This window comes from Acidobacteriota bacterium (assembly GCA_028874215.1).
Classification (GTDB): Bacteria; Acidobacteriota; UBA6911; order RPQK01; family JAJDTT01; genus JAJDTT01.
Genome location: JAPPLF010000108.1, coordinates 104772 through 120965, shown reverse-complemented (window position 1 = coordinate 120965; position 16194 = coordinate 104772). Strand labels below are relative to the sequence as shown.

Annotated in this window: 12 protein-coding genes; 8 read left to right on the top strand and 4 right to left on the bottom strand. The window is 62.5% G+C overall.

Going from position 1 to position 16194, the window contains the following annotated elements; genetic code table 11:
• Positions 1 to 35: 35 nt before the first annotated feature.
• The 4 genes from ileS to OXT71_22235 form a co-directional block, all read right to left on the bottom strand.
• The gene (ileS, locus tag OXT71_22250) at positions 36 to 2750 is read right to left on the bottom strand and encodes an isoleucine--tRNA ligase (GenBank protein ID MDE2929118.1); all 2715 of its coding nucleotides are present in this window, start codon (positions 2748 to 2750) and stop codon (positions 36 to 38) included.
• A gap of 148 nt (positions 2751 to 2898) precedes the next feature.
• Positions 2899 to 3738, bottom strand: a complete 840-nt coding sequence (locus tag OXT71_22245) for a TonB family protein (GenBank protein ID MDE2929117.1) — start codon at positions 3736 to 3738, stop codon at positions 2899 to 2901.
• Positions 3739 to 3869: 131 nt separating this feature from the next.
• Positions 3870 to 4601 (bottom strand): TIGR04282 family arsenosugar biosynthesis glycosyltransferase, encoded by a 732-nt coding sequence (locus tag OXT71_22240; protein ID MDE2929116.1) that lies wholly within the window; start codon positions 4599 to 4601, stop codon positions 3870 to 3872.
• The gene (locus OXT71_22235; GenBank protein MDE2929115.1) at positions 4565 to 5092 is read right to left on the bottom strand and encodes an HNH endonuclease; all 528 of its coding nucleotides are present in this window, start codon (positions 5090 to 5092) and stop codon (positions 4565 to 4567) included. The genes OXT71_22240 and OXT71_22235 overlap by 37 nt, the downstream gene beginning before the upstream one ends.
• A gap of 288 nt (positions 5093 to 5380) precedes the next feature.
• On the opposite strand from OXT71_22235, the gene OXT71_22230 reads away from it, so the two are divergent.
• The 8 genes from OXT71_22230 to OXT71_22195 all read left to right on the top strand — a co-directional run bounded on the left by OXT71_22230 (position 5381) and on the right by OXT71_22195 (position 16112).
• Complete coding sequence (locus OXT71_22230) at positions 5381 to 5689, top strand: DUF721 domain-containing protein (protein ID MDE2929114.1); 309 nt, start codon at positions 5381 to 5383, stop codon at positions 5687 to 5689.
• A gap of 56 nt (positions 5690 to 5745) precedes the next feature.
• Positions 5746 to 8658: a YncE family protein gene (locus OXT71_22225; GenBank protein MDE2929113.1), complete on the top strand. Its 2913-nt coding sequence runs from the start codon at positions 5746 to 5748 to the stop codon at positions 8656 to 8658.
• Between the two features lie 156 nt (positions 8659 to 8814).
• Entirely contained in the window at positions 8815 to 10737 is a 1923-nt protein-coding gene (locus OXT71_22220; GenBank protein MDE2929112.1) for a tetratricopeptide repeat protein, read from the top strand.
• A gap of 62 nt (positions 10738 to 10799) precedes the next feature.
• Positions 10800 to 11726: a 4-(cytidine 5'-diphospho)-2-C-methyl-D-erythritol kinase gene (gene ispE / locus OXT71_22215; GenBank protein MDE2929111.1), complete on the top strand. Its 927-nt coding sequence runs from the start codon at positions 10800 to 10802 to the stop codon at positions 11724 to 11726.
• Between the two features lie 56 nt (positions 11727 to 11782).
• The gene (locus OXT71_22210) at positions 11783 to 12724 is read left to right on the top strand and encodes a ribose-phosphate pyrophosphokinase (GenBank protein MDE2929110.1); all 942 of its coding nucleotides are present in this window, start codon (positions 11783 to 11785) and stop codon (positions 12722 to 12724) included.
• An 81-nt stretch (positions 12725 to 12805) separates the two neighbouring features.
• Complete coding sequence (locus tag OXT71_22205) at positions 12806 to 13462, top strand: 50S ribosomal protein L25 (protein ID MDE2929109.1); 657 nt, start codon at positions 12806 to 12808, stop codon at positions 13460 to 13462.
• Between the two features lie 5 nt (positions 13463 to 13467).
• Positions 13468 to 14058 carry an aminoacyl-tRNA hydrolase gene (pth, locus tag OXT71_22200; GenBank protein MDE2929108.1) on the top strand — a complete coding sequence of 197 codons (591 nt, stop codon included), beginning with the start codon at positions 13468 to 13470 and terminating at the stop codon, positions 14056 to 14058.
• Positions 14059 to 14072: 14 nt separating this feature from the next.
• A complete protein-coding gene (locus OXT71_22195) occupies positions 14073 to 16112 on the top strand; it encodes a sodium-translocating pyrophosphatase (GenBank protein MDE2929107.1) in 2040 nt (679 codons plus the stop codon).
• Positions 16113 to 16194 lie beyond the last annotated feature (82 nt).

Below are 16194 nucleotides of genomic sequence, written 5' to 3'. Positions count from 1 at the left end.
CCTCCGAAGGATATCCTCTCCCATCGCTCCCGGCATCAATCGAGGGCACCGATCCGTTCCAGCACCGCGCGGCAACGGGAGCAGACATGCGGCAGATCGGCATCGGTCCCCACCGAGCGCCGATGGTTCCAGCACCGCGCGCATTTCTTTGCCTGGGTTCGGGTCACCTCGATCCGCGTCTCATCCCCCGCCAGGTCCTCCCTCAGTCCGATCTCGACCTCGGAGACGATGAAGACGGTGGCCAGATCGTCCGCATACCGGCTGAGGTACCGGCAAGTCTCCGCGCCGGCCTCGATCCTGACCGACGCCTCCAAGGAGTTCCCGATGAGCTTCTGCTGGCGGCATTCCTCCAGTGACTTGCTGACCTGGTGGCGGATCCGCAGGAGCGGCTCCCACCGCTCCAGGAGCTCGGGGTCCTCATGACGGTCCAGCTCCCGGGAGAACTCGGCCATGTGGACCGACTCGGCGGGAGGGTTCCGGCCGTGGAGTTCTTCCCAGATCTGGGTGGTGGTAAAGGGCAGGACCGGAGCCAGCAGCCGGACCAATGCGTCCGCGATCCGGAACAGGGCCGTCTGGGCCGACCTTCGTTCCGTGGAATCGGCCGCCGAGACGTAGAGGCGATCCTTCAGAACGTCGAGATAAAAGCTGGAAAGCCCCACCACACAGAAGTGGTACAGGGAGTGGTAGACGGTGTGAAACTCGAAATTCCGGTAGGCCTCCTCCACCCGCCGTGCCGTGGCGGCGGTATGGGCCAGAGCCCAACGATCCAACTCCAGCAGTTCCTCGTCCGGCACTGCCATTTCCGGAGAGAAGTCGTGAAGGTTGCCCAAGAGGAAGCGGCTCGTATTTCGCAGCTTGCGGTAGGCGTCCCGGAGTCGGGAAAGTATCTCTTCCCCCAGACGGACGTCTTCGGTGTAGTCGATGGACGCAACCCAGAGGCGCAAGATCTCGGCGCCGTCCCGCTTGGTGATGTCCTGGGGAGAAATGACGTTGCCCCGGGACTTGGACATGGCTTTCCCCTCGGCATCCAGCGTCCATCCATGGCACAGGACCGACCGGTAGGGAGCTCCGTCGCTGACGCCGACGCCGACCAGCAAGGAACTGTGAAACCAGCCCCGGAACTGATCTCCACCCTCCAGGTAGAGATCCGCGGGCCAATCGAGTCCCGGCGTTTCCCGCAGCACGTGATGGCTGACCCCCGAGTCGAACCAGACATCCAATATGTCTTTTTCTTTCTCGAATTCTTCGCTTCCACAGGCGCAACGGGTGTTCTTCGGAAGAAGCTCTGACGCGGGCCTCCGGTACCAGGCGTCGGCTCCCTCCCGCTCGAAGATGCGCGAAACATGCTCGATGATGCCGCTCTCCAAAAGGATCTTGCCGCAGGCCCTGCAGTAGAAGGCGATGATCGGAACACCCCAGGTTCTCTGCCGGCTGATACACCAGTCCGGCCGGGTGGCGATCATGTTGTGGATCCGCTCCCGGCCCCAGGACGGAAGCCACTTCACCCTGGCGATCTCGCGCAGGGCCCGGCCGCGAAGGTCTTCCCGGTCCATGCTGATGAACCACTGCGCCGTGGCGCGAAAAATGACCGGGTTGTGACAGCGCCAGCAATGAGGATAGCTGTGCCGGAACGGCTCTTCCCGGACCAGATGGCCTTCCCGGGCCATAAGGGCGTTGATGGAAGGGTTGGCCTCGAACACGGGCATGCCACCGAAGTGATCCACCTCCGGCAGGAACCGGCCCGAATCGTCCACCGGACAATACACTTCGAGACCGTTGTCGACCCCCAGGCGGTAGTCCTCTTCTCCGTGTCCGGGTGCCGTATGGACCACGCCGGTGCCCTGGTCCAGCGTGACGTGAGTCCCGAATACGACCGCGGACCGGCGCGGTATCCATGGGTGCCGGCACTCGAGACCGCCGAGGGCAGCGCCCCGCAGGCGTCCCAGAATCCGGTAGTCGCCCAGATCGCACTCCTTGGAAACGCGGGGGACCAGATCGGCAGCCAGGATGAAGACCTCGTCCCGGGCCTCCACCAACGCGTATTCGAAGTCGGGATGAAAGCAGAGCCCCATGTTGGCGGGCAGGGTCCAAGGCGTCGTGGTCCAGATCAGCACCGAGACGGGGCGGGCTCCGGCGTCCAGTCCATGGAGTCCTCCCGTCACGGGAAACCGGACGTAGACCGATGGGCTGACATGTTCCGAATACTCCACTTCGGCTTCGGCCAATGCCGTCTCGCAGTGAATGCACCAATGAACCGGCTTGAGACCCTTGTAGACGCTTCCCCGGCGGACGAAATCACCCAACAGCCGGGCCGTCTCGGCTTCATAGGAATGGCTCATGGTCAGATAGGGCGCGGTCCAGTCCCCCGTGACCCCCAGGCGGCGGAATTCATTCCCCTGGATGCGCACGAACTTGTCGGCGTGCCGCCGGCATCGCCGGCGCACCTCCAGCGGCTCCAGGTCGGCCCGCTTTCGGTTCATGACCTGAATCTCGATGGGCAGCCCGTGACAGTCCCACCCCGGCACGTAGGGACAATCGTAACCCTCCATGGTCTTGGAACGGACAATGAAGTCCTTGAGGATCTTGTTCAGGGCGTGTCCCACGTGGAGATGCCCATTGGCGTAGGGAGGGCCGTCGTGAAGGATGAAGAGAGGCTTTCCCTCTCGCGCCGAGCGGATTCTCGCGTAGATCCCCGACTCTTCCCACGACTTGAGAATCCGCGGCTCCAGAACGGGCAGATTCGCCTTCATCCGGAAACGGGTTCTGGGAAGGTTGATGGTTCCTTTCAGGTCGAGTACTTCAGCCACAAGAGCCGGAATTATAGCGGGATGCGATGGTGTCGGGGCAACCCTGTGTAGTTGCCCTCATTCTCGAAAGGTTCGACGCCGGAGCCGTCGTCTACCTCAGGTTGAACTGGACTTCGATGGTGGCCAGGACGTCGACCGGGCTCCCGTTGAGCATTCCGGGCCGAAAACGCCAGTTGGTGGCGATCTCCTGGATGGCCTGTTCCTCCAAACCGTGGCCCAATCCTCGAATGACCTTGAAGCTGTCGACGTTGCCATCCTTCCGGATGATGGCCTGAAGCCAGACCACACCCTGAACCTTGGCTTTGATGGCGGCGTCGGTGTAGCTGGGAGTCGTTTTAACGATGGGAACCGGGTTGGTGACTCCGCTCCCGTATCGATAGATGCCGCTGCCGTCTCCAGCCGCGGGTCCCGAACCGGCAAGGGGGCCGGTTCCCGTGCCCTCGCCCTGGCTCTCACCCTGCCCTCCCCGGCCGGGACGCCCTGGCGGAGCCTCAATGTCGTCCAGGTTCAATTCCGCTACGATCTGCTTGATGACCTGGGGGACGTTTTCCAGTTCCTCCTTGCGGATGGGTTCGGGTTCTCTGGGAGTCGGATCGGGAATGGGAACCAGAATCGGCTTGGGCTTCGGTTTCACCGGCTCGGGCTTGGGCGGTGTCGCCTTGGGCAGGTCGCCGCCCCCGGCGAGGGCCGCGGGTTTCGCCAGATTCTTGAGCACCAGCACCTGCTGGGTCGGGATCAGGACCGTCTTGCCGAACGAGGGGAAGATCATCAAAAGGAGAACGGCGTGAAAGAGGATCGCCAGTATGGCGGCGACCACCAACGGCCTCCGGTCGTCAAGATCCCATTCGTAGATGTTATAGGGGTCTCGCGGTCCCTCCAATTGGGCCTCGGGGACCTTCAAACCCAACAGCCGTTCCAGGAAATCCTTCACCGCCGCCTCAACACCCCTTCACGCTTTTTCCGGGCGCACGCCTGATGCAATGTTAGTCAAGGTGGCCGCTTCTGGTCAACCGAGCCAGATCGAGCGCACCTTTCTTGAGACGCGAATCTCCCTTAAAAGGATCACCGGAAAACCGATTGGGAAACCGGGTCGTGGACCAGCGCCCGCAGGCAACGGCGCGTGTGCCGGAAGACGTCCGGCCCCGCCGCCTCGACCTCCCTGTGGAGCCGGGCCAGGTCGCCGCCGTCGTCCACGTCGAACCAGTAGGGCAGCAACGTATATTGGTCCGGCCGCAACCTCTGAAGTGTCTGCTCCAGGACCTTGCCGGTCCCCCAATCCAGATTCGAGAAGAGTTCCGGCCTGGGGCGGGAAAGACCGATGAGATAGTACCCCCCGTCCTCGGCCGGTCCCACGACGACGGGCCGCCTCGCAAGTCGATCCAGGGCTCGGCGAATGTACTTCCGCGGCACCGTAGGGGAGTCGGCCCCCAGAAAGACCACCGGCTTTTCCTTCGATTCCGCGGCGATCTGCCGGCAGGCCTTACACAATCTCTCTCCCAGGTCGGCTCCCGTCTGTCGGCGGATGATCAGATCCGCGGGCAGGCGCCACGCTGCGGCGAACCGGGCCCGTTCCCGGGCGGTGGAGCCGCTCAGATACAGGTAGTGGCGCCGGCTCAGGAATCGCGTTCGTTCCACGGTGTCCAGAAGCAGCGCCCGGTGAAGTTCCAGGCAACCCCGCTTACCCAGCGCCGGCTCCAGTCTGGTCTTCACCCGGCCCAATCGGGGAAACCGGGAGAAGATCACCAGAGACCCGTCCATCAGGTTCCCCCGGACCAGAAGATGTAGTCCTTCCAACTCTCGGGAACGGCCGGCTGGCGAAAAAGGAGACGGACGCGATAGGGAAAACCAGAGGGGGCCTTGGGGATTCTCAAAAGGCGCAGGTTGGCCTGCGCCGGTGACCGGTTTCCCTTCTTCCGGTTGCATTGGATGCAGCAGGTGACGATGTTCTCCCAGCTCTTGATCCCCCCTTGGGCCACGGGGATCACATGATCGTAGGTGAGCTGGCTCAGGGGCGCCTTGGTGCCGCAATACTGGCAACGGTAGTTGTCGCGAGCGTACAGGTTTTCACGGCTGAATTTGATCCGGTGGCACCCGTGCCGGAGCTTGACGTAGTGAAGCAGGCGCAAGACCGAGGGGAGGCGGATCCGGTTCGAGACACTGCGGATCTCGCGGTCATATTCGGCCACCACCTCGACCTTCTCCTGGAAGACCATGCGGACGGCACGTTTCCAACCGATGATCTGCAGAGGTTCGTAGGTGGCGTTGAGTACGAGAGTGTGTTCCACTTGTCAACGGGGCGCGGGCCGATATCGATATGTAAGGGAGGCTTCCGCCCAATGTCAAGTCGAGGATGCGCAAAGCTCCCTCCTACTCGAAGCCGGTGGCGGGAGCCGAACCGGCTCAGCCCGGATGCAGGACGACGGCCGGGCGTGCCTGGCGCGGACTCGCAATGATCAGGACATGGCGGGAGTTCGTTTTGCTAGACTGATGCGGTGATGAAACTAAGGGATCGAGGAAATCGAGTCCCGGGCCAGGAGCCACCGGTTCCGTTTCGAAGCCCGCGGACGGCGCCGATGAGGACGGTCGGGGCTCTCTTTCTTCCCTGGCTGCAGGAGGTGGTCCGGGACGAGAAGGTAGCCGTGATCTTCCTGCGCGAGTTCTGGCCTCGGATCGTCGGGGCACCGTTGGCCGCATCGACCCAACCTCTGCGTCTCCGCGGACGCGTCTTGGAGATCGGCGTACACGACTCCGAATGGGAAGGGGTGCTCCGGGGTATGACTCCGGCGCTGATCTCGAAGGTCAACCGGTTCTGGAACCGGTCCCTGGTCCGAGGTCTGGATTTCCAAGTGCTCCGTCCCCGCCCGGGAGATCGTTCCACTTGAGCCGGGTGAACGGATTGAACGGCCGGTTCCGGCCGGAATATCATAATGGACCAGTGATGCGCCGCCAGCTTGTGATTCTTCTGTTCGTCCTGCTGAGCCTGGGGGGGCCTGCGCTCCACGGTCAGCGGGTATTCATGACGCTGGATCCGAGCCAGTCCGAGGACCCGCTGCGTTTCGATCCCAACGAGGTACCCCTGATACTCGGGGCCAACCAGACCGATCTCAATTTCTCCCCCAACGTGGTCTTTACTCCGGACTCGAGCAAGGCCTTCGTCAGCTACACCTTCTCGAACAAGGTTCTGGCCTTCAATCCCAAGAGCGGCGAGATTCTGGGCCTCGTGGACGTTCCGGAGAGCCCGGGTCACATCGCCCTCATGCCCGGCGGGGACCGGGTCGCGGTCCTGTGCACGTTCATCAACGAAAACGGCCGGGCCGATGCCTTCAGGTCCGACGCGTCCCAGGCAGAGACACAGCCGGTTCAGGGAGCGATCGCGGCCATCGACGTGGACACCCTGGAGGTTCAGATCCTGACGATGGAGGTATTCTTCTCCGTCGCCAACAACATGGTCTTCTCGGGAGATGGGACCATTGGCATCGTGGCCTCGTCCGGGACCGACGAGATCCTGCGTTTCGACACGACGACACTCCAGGAAGTGGAACCCAGGCTCCAGATGCCGGGCGGAACCCGTCCGACGACGCTCCGAATGACTCCCGACGGAAGCCGGTTTTTTGTCGTCACGGTCGGTTCGACACTGGTGACTCCCGCCGAAGAAAGGGACGCCATCACCATCGTGGACACCGCTTCCTTCTCCGTGGTGACGACCATCATTCCGGAAACGGATCAAGAGGCGATCCCCCATGACTTCCAGGTGGGTGCGGGTGCCGCCATCTCTCCGGACGGCCGGTACGGGCTGGTGGCGGACCGCCAACTGGGGGCCCTGCAGACGCTGGCCGAGCTGGGGAGCGATCGCGCCACCCTGTTCGACATTCAGACAGGACAGGTGGTGAAGGTTTTCGACGTGGGTGGCGTTCCGGTGGAGATCGTGCCGGCGCCGGATGGCACGTCGTTCGTGCTGCTCAGCAATCTGAACCTGCAGTTGATCCCGATTCCCGTCCCCGACGAGAACGGGACCATCGATGCGGACAGCCTGGAGGTCGTCACTTTCCAACCGCGGACATCCGATTTTCGCGACTCCAGCCGTCCGGTCTTCCTCGACGGAGCCACCATGATGCTGGGCGCTCCCATGGACGACGTCCTCCTGCAATTCAAATTGAATACGGGCGAGCTCCTGCAACCCATATTGGTGGGACAGAAATTGCGGGGCTTCAGCGAGGACCTGCGGCCGGAGGTTCCGGGCGCGCCTCTGGACGTGGCCGTAAGTCCTGACGGAGAGGCGATGACCGCGGTGAATTTCAACCTCGGCACCATCGAGCTGCTGCGCCCGAGCCGCCGCCTGTTCCTCCCCTACCTGTTGAGTTCCCAGGGATGGTTCACCGCGGTGAACGTGACCAACCTCTCTTCCCGGACCAGCGACATCATGGCCCGGGGATCCAACGTGGGAGGGATCCGATTTCAGGACTTGAACGACACCGAAGACATCGTGGAGTTCGGAGAGAATCCCACCAACCTGACCATTGCTCCCCGGGGGCAGTTGTCCACCACGGTTCGGCAGGTGGTCAGCGCCGAACGCAACCAGTTCATGGAAGGATGGATGCTGCTGGACGATGACCAATCCCAGGCCCGGGGATTTTTCAGGGTCGGGGATCGCGGGGAACGGCGCCGTCTGGACGCGGCCTCCCTATATTCCAATACGGCGCAGAAAGTCGTTCTTCCCGAAGTCCGGGTCATGGACGGCTTCACCACCGAAGTCTATGTTCTCAATCCCAACTCCAACAGCACGGACGTCTCCGTGCGGCTTCACACGGCCGACGGAGCAGTGGCTCTCGAGGATACCCGGCCCACCCTCGGCGGTTTGGTGTTGCGGGGCGCACTGGGAGACGAGATCGGTTTCTTTCAAGGTCTCGCCTTCGAGTGCTTTTCCACCGGCGGGGTTTTCCGGGACAACTTCTACTGTCAGCGCGGGACCTGCTCGGACAACGGGGAGCCGTGCCGCGATGACAGCCTGGCCGCTTGCGAGGACCCCGAGCAGGCGACCTGCCGGCCCCTGGCCGACAACGGATACGACGGCGCCTACATCACCGTGGAGAGCGAGCAGGGGATCATGGCCTTCCAGCGCTGGTACGACGAGGAGCGCATGGCCATGGTGGAGGGACTGGTGGTGGAGGCCCCGGGAGTCGTCCCCGCCGAGACCCTCTATCTGCCCCAGGCGGTGACCTTCGGAGGCAATAAGACCCACGTCAACCTGGTGCACCAGGGCACCGAGGAGATGACGGTCCAGCTCACCCTGATGGACAACGAAGGGAAATCGGTGGAGGTTGCGCCGGAGCTGGAGCTGGCGCCCGGCGAAGGCCTGCGCATGGAATTGGCCTCCATTTTTCCGAACCTCACGGACACGGGAGACTTGGTGTCCGGCTGGATTCAGATCGTCGGCTCTCAGCCGGGGCTGGTGGGCAGCGCCGAATTGCAGCTCTTTTCCGGCAAGGGCATGATCAGCACTCCGGCCGTGTCGGCGCCGGCCAAAGAGTACATCCTGCCCTACATTGCCCACGGGGGAGTCGAGAAGTACAGGACAGGTCTGGCGTTTATCTATCCCGGACCCGGCCCGGCGGCAACGGTGAAGCTAACGGCCCGATCAACGAGCGGAAACCCGCTTGGCGAGGAAGAGACCCTGACCTTGGAAAGCGGCCATCGCCGGATCGGGATGGCTCACGAGATCTTCTCCGGTCTGCCGGCAGCCATCGGCGGCTACATCGCCGTGTCGTCCGATCAGCCGATCGTGGTGATGGAACTCATCTTTACGGAAGATCTCGAAAAGGTATCGATCATCCCTCCGCAGGTCATCGATTGACGCCGAAACAGTTTCCGGGCTTATCGTTCCATCCTCTACACCCGTCCTTCCCGCATCACGTTTCCCGCTCCTCGCTTCTCTCCCGGACGGTTGTCGTCCCGCCCGGAGTTGGGTACTATCAGCCTGATTTTTCTTGCCAATAGCCCACGAATCGTTATGACCGGATTGGTAATCGGAGTCATTCTCGGAACCGTTGCGGCGGTCGAGCCGGTCCCGACGCCCCCAAGCCGGCAGGCCCAGGCCTACTATCATTTCGCCCTGGGCACGCTCCACTCGGGGAACAAGGACTTCGGCCTCTCCAAAACCGAATTCGAGAAGGCGCTGGAACTCGATCCGGACAGTATCCAGCTCCGGATCGAGTACGCCCACATCCTGGTCAGATCAGGCGACGTCACGAAGGCCGTCAGCGAGATCCAGCAGGCCATCCGGAAGGATCCAAACAGCGTCGCGGCCCATTACTTCCTGGGCCAGCTCTATTCCAGCTACCACGGCGGTCAAAGCGGGCTTTCGGAAAAGGCAATCGAGAAACTGAACAAAGTCATCGAGCTGGATCCCGACCATGCCGAGGCCCTCTATCAGTTGGGGAATCTCCATCGGCTGCGCGGCGAACACCGGAAGGCGGCGCCCTTCCTGGCGCGTCTGGTCGAGTTGCGGCCGGGTCTGGTGGAGGCCCACTACCAACATGCCAAAAACCTGGAGGAGCTGGGTGACCTGGCCGGGGCCATCCAGGCGTTGGAGAAAGCGCTGAGCATCCAGAAGGGTCATTTCGAAGTCATTGGCGACCTGGGACGCTTGTACGTACAGACCGGCCGGCCGGACCGGGCCGTGGAAATCTATCTGTCGGCCCCTCAGCTCCTGGCGGACCCCGATCTCCTGACCAAGACCGGAAGGCTCCTGGCGCAACAGGGGCGCCACGAACAAGCTGTCGAACTGCTGAGGAAGGGAACGTCCCGGAACGTGCAGGATCCGGCATTGGCGGTTGAATTGGGCCGGGCTCTCATGCGGGTCCGCGAGTTTGAAGAGGCCACGGAGGTGTTCGGCCGAGTCCTGGAAAACAATCCGAAGCAGAGGGAAGCGACCCTGGAATTGTCCCGACTCGAGGCCATACAGGGGGAACGGGAGAGCGCCACCGGGCGTTTGCAGCATCTTCTTTCCGCTCTGGACAGCCCGAGGTCGCGGGGAGAGTGGGAGTTTCGAGAACAGGTCCAGGTCACGCTGGCCCACGTCCACCAGGAATCACGCCAATACACGGAGGCCATCGGGCTGTTTCGGGAGTTGCTGAAGGGCCGGCCCGGCGAACCCCGATTCAAGGCCATGCTCATTTACGCCCTGAAAGATGCGGGAAAGCTGGATGAGGCGCTTTCCCTGGCCGGGGAGTTGCTCCACGACCATCCGCGCGATCCGGACGCCCTCGCGACGCGAGCCCAGATGCTCTCGGCAAACGACCGGCTGTCGGAGGGAGTCGAACTCGTGCAGTCCAGGCTGAGCCCTGAGAAGGATCCCGAGACGTACTACCGCATCATCAGCCAACTCTACATGGATCACAAGAACTACCGGAAAGCCGAAAACGCCATCAAGAAAGGCCTCGGTCTCAAGCCGGACAGTGAACCGCTCTCGTTTCGACTGGCGTCCGTCTACGAAAGGCAGGAGAAACTTCCCGACGCCGAAGCCGAATTCATGAGGATTCTCGAGTCGAATCCAGACCATGCCGGGGTTCTCAACTACTTGGGTTACATGTGGGCGGACCGGGGAATCCGTCTCCAGGAGGCGTTGACCTACATCAGGAAAGCGACGGAAATGGATCCGTACAACGGAGCCTATCTGGACAGTCTGGGATGGGTCTACTTCAAGCTGCATCGCCTCGATGAGGCCGAGGTCAATCTGAAACGGGCGGCCCAACTGACGGAGGACCCGACGATTCTCGACCACCTGGGAGACCTCTACATCGAGCTCGGTCAGCTCGAAACCGCACTTCAGTATTACGAGCGCGGTGTGCGCGTGGCCACCGACGAGGAATTCCATCGACTTCAACGGAAGGTGGCCGACGTGAAGCAGCGCCTCTCGTCGCAAGCCCCGTGATCTCGTTCAACCGTCGCGGGAACTCCACCCCGCGCGCTCATTTTTCGGTCTGACTCGGCGCATTGTCCTCACTCGCTCTCCCCTCCTTTGCCAAGACCAACTGGATCCTGAAGATTCTGGGTCTTCGGGAGGACGGCTTTCACGAGTTGCGAACCGTCTTTCAGATGCTGGACCTGAGGGACGAGTTGATGCTGCGGGTCACCACGGATCCGGAGATTCGAATTCGGGTTCATGGCCGCGCCGCGCCGGCGGGGCCGGAGAACCTGGTCTGCCGCGCCGCCCGGCTGCTGAAGCGGAGGGCGGGCGTGTCCGCCGGAGCGGAAATGACCCTGACCAAGAGAATACCCCTGGGGGCCGGACTCGGCGGCGGATCGGGGAATGCGGCGGCGACCCTGCTGGCATTGAACCAGTTGTGGGATTGCGGATTGAGCCTCTCCGGCCTGACTGCATTGGCGTCAGAGTTGGGCTCCGATGTCGCGTTCTTCCTTCGCGGAGGGTCCGCGTTGGGAGAAGGCCGGGGAGAACTCATCACGCCCTTGCCTGATCTAGGGCGCCCGGTGGACATGATGCTACTTTATCCGGGCCGCGGCCTCTCCACGAAGTCAGTGTATTCCATGCGGAATTGGGGCGTTTGGGCGGGGGCCGAAAGGTTGACAAGGTCCTGGACGCAGAATACAATCCATCGCTTCTCACGCTTCAGAGACGGCCTGAATTGGGCTCATCTGGAGAACGACTTCGAAACGCTGCTGTTCCAGCGCTACGGCTTTCTCGAGGAGGCGAGAAAAGCCCTCATCGCCTTGGGTTGCGAGAGAGTCATGGTTTGTGGGAGCGGCTCGACGCTCATGGGCTTGGGGTGCCGGAAGCGGCCCCCGCGGGGGAAAGACCCATCCGCCTTCCAGGGGGGCGGAGAACTGTTGTTCTGCTCCACTCTTTCCAGAAGACGCTATAGAAAAATACTGAGAGAATCGGGGCTCGAAGTTCCGGTCTGACCACTTCGGATCCGATCGTGCGGGATCCGCAAGCACGTCGGCACGGGGTTGATTCCATGTCCAGTTTGAAGATCTTTACAGGCAGCGCCAACGCCCCTCTCACGGAAGAGATCTGCCAACATCTGGGAGAACCTCTGGGCCGGGCGAACCTGACCCGATTCAGCGACGGCGAGGTGAATTTCCAGATTCTCGAGAACGTCAGAGGAAAGGACGTCTTCGTGGTTCAGCCCACCTGCCCGCCGGTGGGCGAGAACCTGATGGAACTACTGATCATGCTGGATGCCTTTCGGCGTTCCTCGGCACGGCGAGTCACGGCCGTTGTTCCCTATTACGGCTACGCCCGCCAGGACCGAAAGGACAAACCGCGAGTGCCCATCTCGGCCAAGCTGGTGGCGGATCTCCTGACGGCGGCCGGGACCCACCGGCTCCTTTCCATGGACCTGCACGTGGGACAGATCCAGGGTTTTTTCAACCTGCCGGTGGACCACCTCTTCGCCACTCCGGTCATCCTCTCCCATTTGAAGAACAAGATGTCGTTGATCCGGCCCACGGTCGTGTCGCCCGATGCCGGAGGCGTGGAGCGGGCTCGCTTCTACGCCCGCAGGATGGGCGCCAATCTGGCCGTCATCGACAAGCGCCGCGTCGGTGTGAACACGGCTGAGGTCATGCGCATCGTGGGCGACGTCGACGGCCGGGACGTGGTCATCATCGACGACATGGTCGACACGGCGGGGACCCTGGTGCAGGCCACGGACGCCCTGAGAAAGCAGGGAGCCCGGAGACTCTTCGCCGCCGCCACCCACGCCGTCCTTTCGGGGCCGGCCGTGAAGCGCCTTCGCGAGTCTCACTTCGAAGGAATTGTCGTCACCAATACGGTTTGGATCAGTCCGGAAAAGCGGATTCCCAAGATACAGACCTTGAGCGTCGCCGGCCTGTTGGGCGAGGCGATCCGGTCGATCCACGAGGAAACCTCGGTGAGCCGGCTCTTTGTCAACTGATCCTGAATGCGGAAACCGAGTTGCGCGGGTTGGTCCGTTTTCTCAGGGCAGCTCGAACACAGGAAAGAGGAGTTGGAGGAAATGCCTCGATTGACGGTGGAGTCGCAGATACGTCGGGAATTCGGAAAGAACGCCAACCGGAGGCTACGCGCCGCAGGACGGTTGCCTGGAATCGTCTACGGCCGCAATGTGTTGCCGGTCGCCGTCTCCGTCGATCCCAAAGACCTGGACCGGATCCTGCACTCCGATACGGGCCACAACACGATTTTCACGTTGAAGTACCAGGACCAGGAGAAAGACGTCCTGATCCGCGAGTTCCAGCGTGACCCGGTAGGAGAGGAACTTCTCCATGCCGACTTCATAGCCATCTCCATGGACCGGACCATGGTCTTCGACGTACCGGTGGAGATCGTGGGGACGGCCTCCGGTGTCAAGATGCACGGGGGAATTCTGGACCTGGTAGTGCGAGAAATCCATTTGGAGTGCCTCCCCGGGGACCTGCCCGATCACATTCGAATCAATGTGACCGACCTGGAAATTGGAGACTCGGTGCGGGTGGAACAACTGGATGTGGATCAGGAAAAGGTGGAGATTCTCTCCGATCCGGACCTGACCATCCTGACGATAGCAGCTCCCCTGGTCGAGACAGACGAGGCTGATCTCATGCTCGACGAGGAAACCGCTGAACCGGAGGTCGCGGGAGGAGGTCAGCCGGAAGGAAGCCAACCCGGAGAATAGCGCTGGTGCTTCTGGTCGTTGGGTTGGGCAACCCGGGCCGCCGGTACCGAGCGACCCGACACAACTCGGGGTTCATGCTGGTCGACCGCCTGGCCGCTATGAGCGCCGCCCGGTTCGGTTCCGCCGCCGGACGTTCGCGCGTCTGCCGGGTCGAGCGCGAGAGCGGATCGCTGATTCTGGCCAAGCCGCAAACCTACATGAACCTCAGCGGCATCGCGGTTCGCTCGCTGCTTGTTCACTATGGCGCCGATCCGGAGGAGCTCCTTGTGGTCTACGACGAGGCACAGTTGCCCTTGGGACGGTTGCGGGTCCGGCGTTCCGGCAGCTCGGGCGGACAGAAGGGCATGGACTCGATCATTCGGATGGTAGGAACGAAACAGATTCCCCGGCTGCGAATCGGAGTGGGCGGCGACGCGGTGGAAGGGGATCTGACCGATTATCTGCTCTCCCCCTTCACGGCGGGTGAGCGGTTGATACTGGACGCCGTGCTGGACCGTGCGGTCCTGGCGGTCGACACGATACTGACCCATGGCCATTTGCGGGCCATGGACCTGGTCAATGGTTGGAGGCACGAAAACCTCCGGCCACTGAACTGAAAGGCGGGTTTTCGATGGTCTATGCGAACTTTCTTTCTGCTGGAGAACTGGTCCCCGCGGTGGGCGCGGTGGCCTTGGCCGGACTCCTTGCAGCCGGCCTGATATACCGGTTCATCAACAAGATAGACATCCAGAACAAGACGATGGCGCGCATCTCCGACGCCATCCATGACGGCGCCATGGTGTTTCTGCGCCGCGAGTACGGGATTCTGGCCGTCTTTGTCGTGGTGGTCTTCCTTCTGCTCTGGTGGAGTCTTTCGGCGGGTACCGGAATGGCCTTTCTGGCCGGAGCGTTCCTCTCCATGATCGCCGGTTTCTTCGGTATGAAGGCGGCGACCCGCGCCAACGTCCGCACCACCCAGGCCGCCTCCACTTCCGGGATCGGCGACGCCCTGAACGTGGCCTTTTCCGGAGGGGCCGTGATGGGTCTTTCGGTCGCCAGCCTCGGCATGTTGGGAATCTGCATCGCCTACCTGCTCTACAGCAACGGCTTCATTTCCGAGCGCGACATCAACGGTTTTGCCATGGGCGCCAGCTCCATCGCCCTTTTCGCCAGAGTGGGCGGCGGAATTTATACGAAGACGGCGGACGTGGGAGCCGATCTGGTGGGCAAGGTGGAAGCGGGAATTCCCGAGGACGACCCGAGAAACCCGGCCACCATCGCCGACAATGTGGGCGATTGCGTCGGAGACACGGCAGGCATGGGCGCGGATATTTTCGAGAGTTACGTCGGCTCGGTGATCGCCACGATCGCCATCGCCGCGGCGGGGACCACTCAGATACTCATCATCGGGGACGCCGACAAGAGCCGCTACATGCTGTTTCCCCTGGTGGTCATCGCCATCGGCCTGATCGCCTCCCTCATCGGTGTGGTTTCCATTCGAGTGCTCCGCAATCTCAGCCCGGCTGCGGTTCTGCGCAATGCCACGTATGTGAGCGCCCTGCTTCTCCTGGCGGGGACCTGGTTCGCGGTACGCGCCCTGGATCTGGAAGCGGGCGTCTTTTACGCGGTCCTGCTGGGGGCCGTCGCGGGAGTCCTCATCGGGTTGCTTACCGAGTGGTACACCTCGGGCAATCCGGTCCGCCGCATCGCCGAATCGTGCAAGACGGGCGTCGCCACCAACATCATCTCGGGCCTGGCCGTGGGGATGGAGTCGACGGCCCTCCCCATACTGACCATCGCCGGGACCATCATGGTCGCCTACAACTTCGCCGGCCTCTACGGAATCGGGATCGCCGCGGTGGGCATGCTGGCGACGGTGGGAGTAACCATGTCGGTCGACGCCTACGGCCCCATAGCGGACAACGCCGGCGGGATCTCCGAGATGAGCGGCCTGGGTCCCGACGTCCGGAAGATCACCGACAGCCTGGATTCCCTGGGCAACACGACTGCCGCCATCGGCAAGGGGTTCGCCATCGGCTCGGCGGCGCTCACCGCTCTGGCGCTGTTTTCGGCCTATTCCCAGACTGTGGCCCAGAGTCTGCCCGGGAAACAGCTTCAATTGGATCTCATCGATCCCCGGGTGGTGGTCGGCTTCTTCATCGGGGGAACCCTCCCCTTCTTCATCGGGAACCTCACCATGTCTTCGGTGGGACGCGCGGCCTTCAGGATGGTGGAGGAGGTGCGGCGCCAGTTCCGGGAGATTCCGGGACTCATGGAGGGCGAGGCCGAGCCGGACACGACCCGGTGCATCGACATCTCCACCCGGGCCGCTCTGAAGGAGATGGTGGCTCCGGGCATCACCGCCGTGGCGGCCCCGGTCATCGTCGGTTTCGTGCTGGGACCGCATTCTCTGGGGGGAATGCTGGCTGGGTCGATGCTGGTGGGGGTGCTGCTGGCGCTCTTCATGGCCAACGCGGGAGGGGCCTGGGATAACGCCAAGAAGATGATCGAGGAGGGCATTCTGGGAGGCAAAGGCTCGGAAGCCCACAAGGCGGCGGTGGTGGGCGACACCGTGGGAGACCCGTTCAAGGACACGAGCGGTCCGTCCATGAACATCCTGGTGAAGCTCATGTCCATCGTCGCGCTGGTGATCGCGCCGTTGTTGGTCTAACGGCCCCAGTGAACTTGGCCCGAACTGTCAGCAGAGACGGGCGCTGTGCTAAACTGAACAACTTGCAAAACTGTGGTTCCGG

What these genes read in the sequence shown, in the direction of transcription:
- ileS (MDE2929118.1), bottom strand. Translation starts at nt 2,750, where the DNA reads ATGAAGGCGAATCTGCCCGTTCTGGAGCCGCGGATTCTCAAGTCGTGG.
- OXT71_22230 (MDE2929114.1), top strand. Translation starts at nt 5,381, where the DNA reads ATGAGGACGGTCGGGGCTCTCTTTCTTCCCTGGCTGCAGGAGGTGGTC.
- OXT71_22225 (MDE2929113.1), top strand. Translation starts at nt 5,746, where the DNA reads ATGCGCCGCCAGCTTGTGATTCTTCTGTTCGTCCTGCTGAGCCTGGGG.
- OXT71_22220 (MDE2929112.1), top strand. Translation starts at nt 8,815, where the DNA reads ATGACCGGATTGGTAATCGGAGTCATTCTCGGAACCGTTGCGGCGGTC.
- OXT71_22210 (MDE2929110.1), top strand. Translation starts at nt 11,783, where the DNA reads ATGTCCAGTTTGAAGATCTTTACAGGCAGCGCCAACGCCCCTCTCACG.
- OXT71_22205 (MDE2929109.1), top strand. Translation starts at nt 12,806, where the DNA reads ATGCCTCGATTGACGGTGGAGTCGCAGATACGTCGGGAATTCGGAAAG.
- OXT71_22195 (MDE2929107.1), top strand. Translation starts at nt 14,073, where the DNA reads ATGGTCTATGCGAACTTTCTTTCTGCTGGAGAACTGGTCCCCGCGGTG.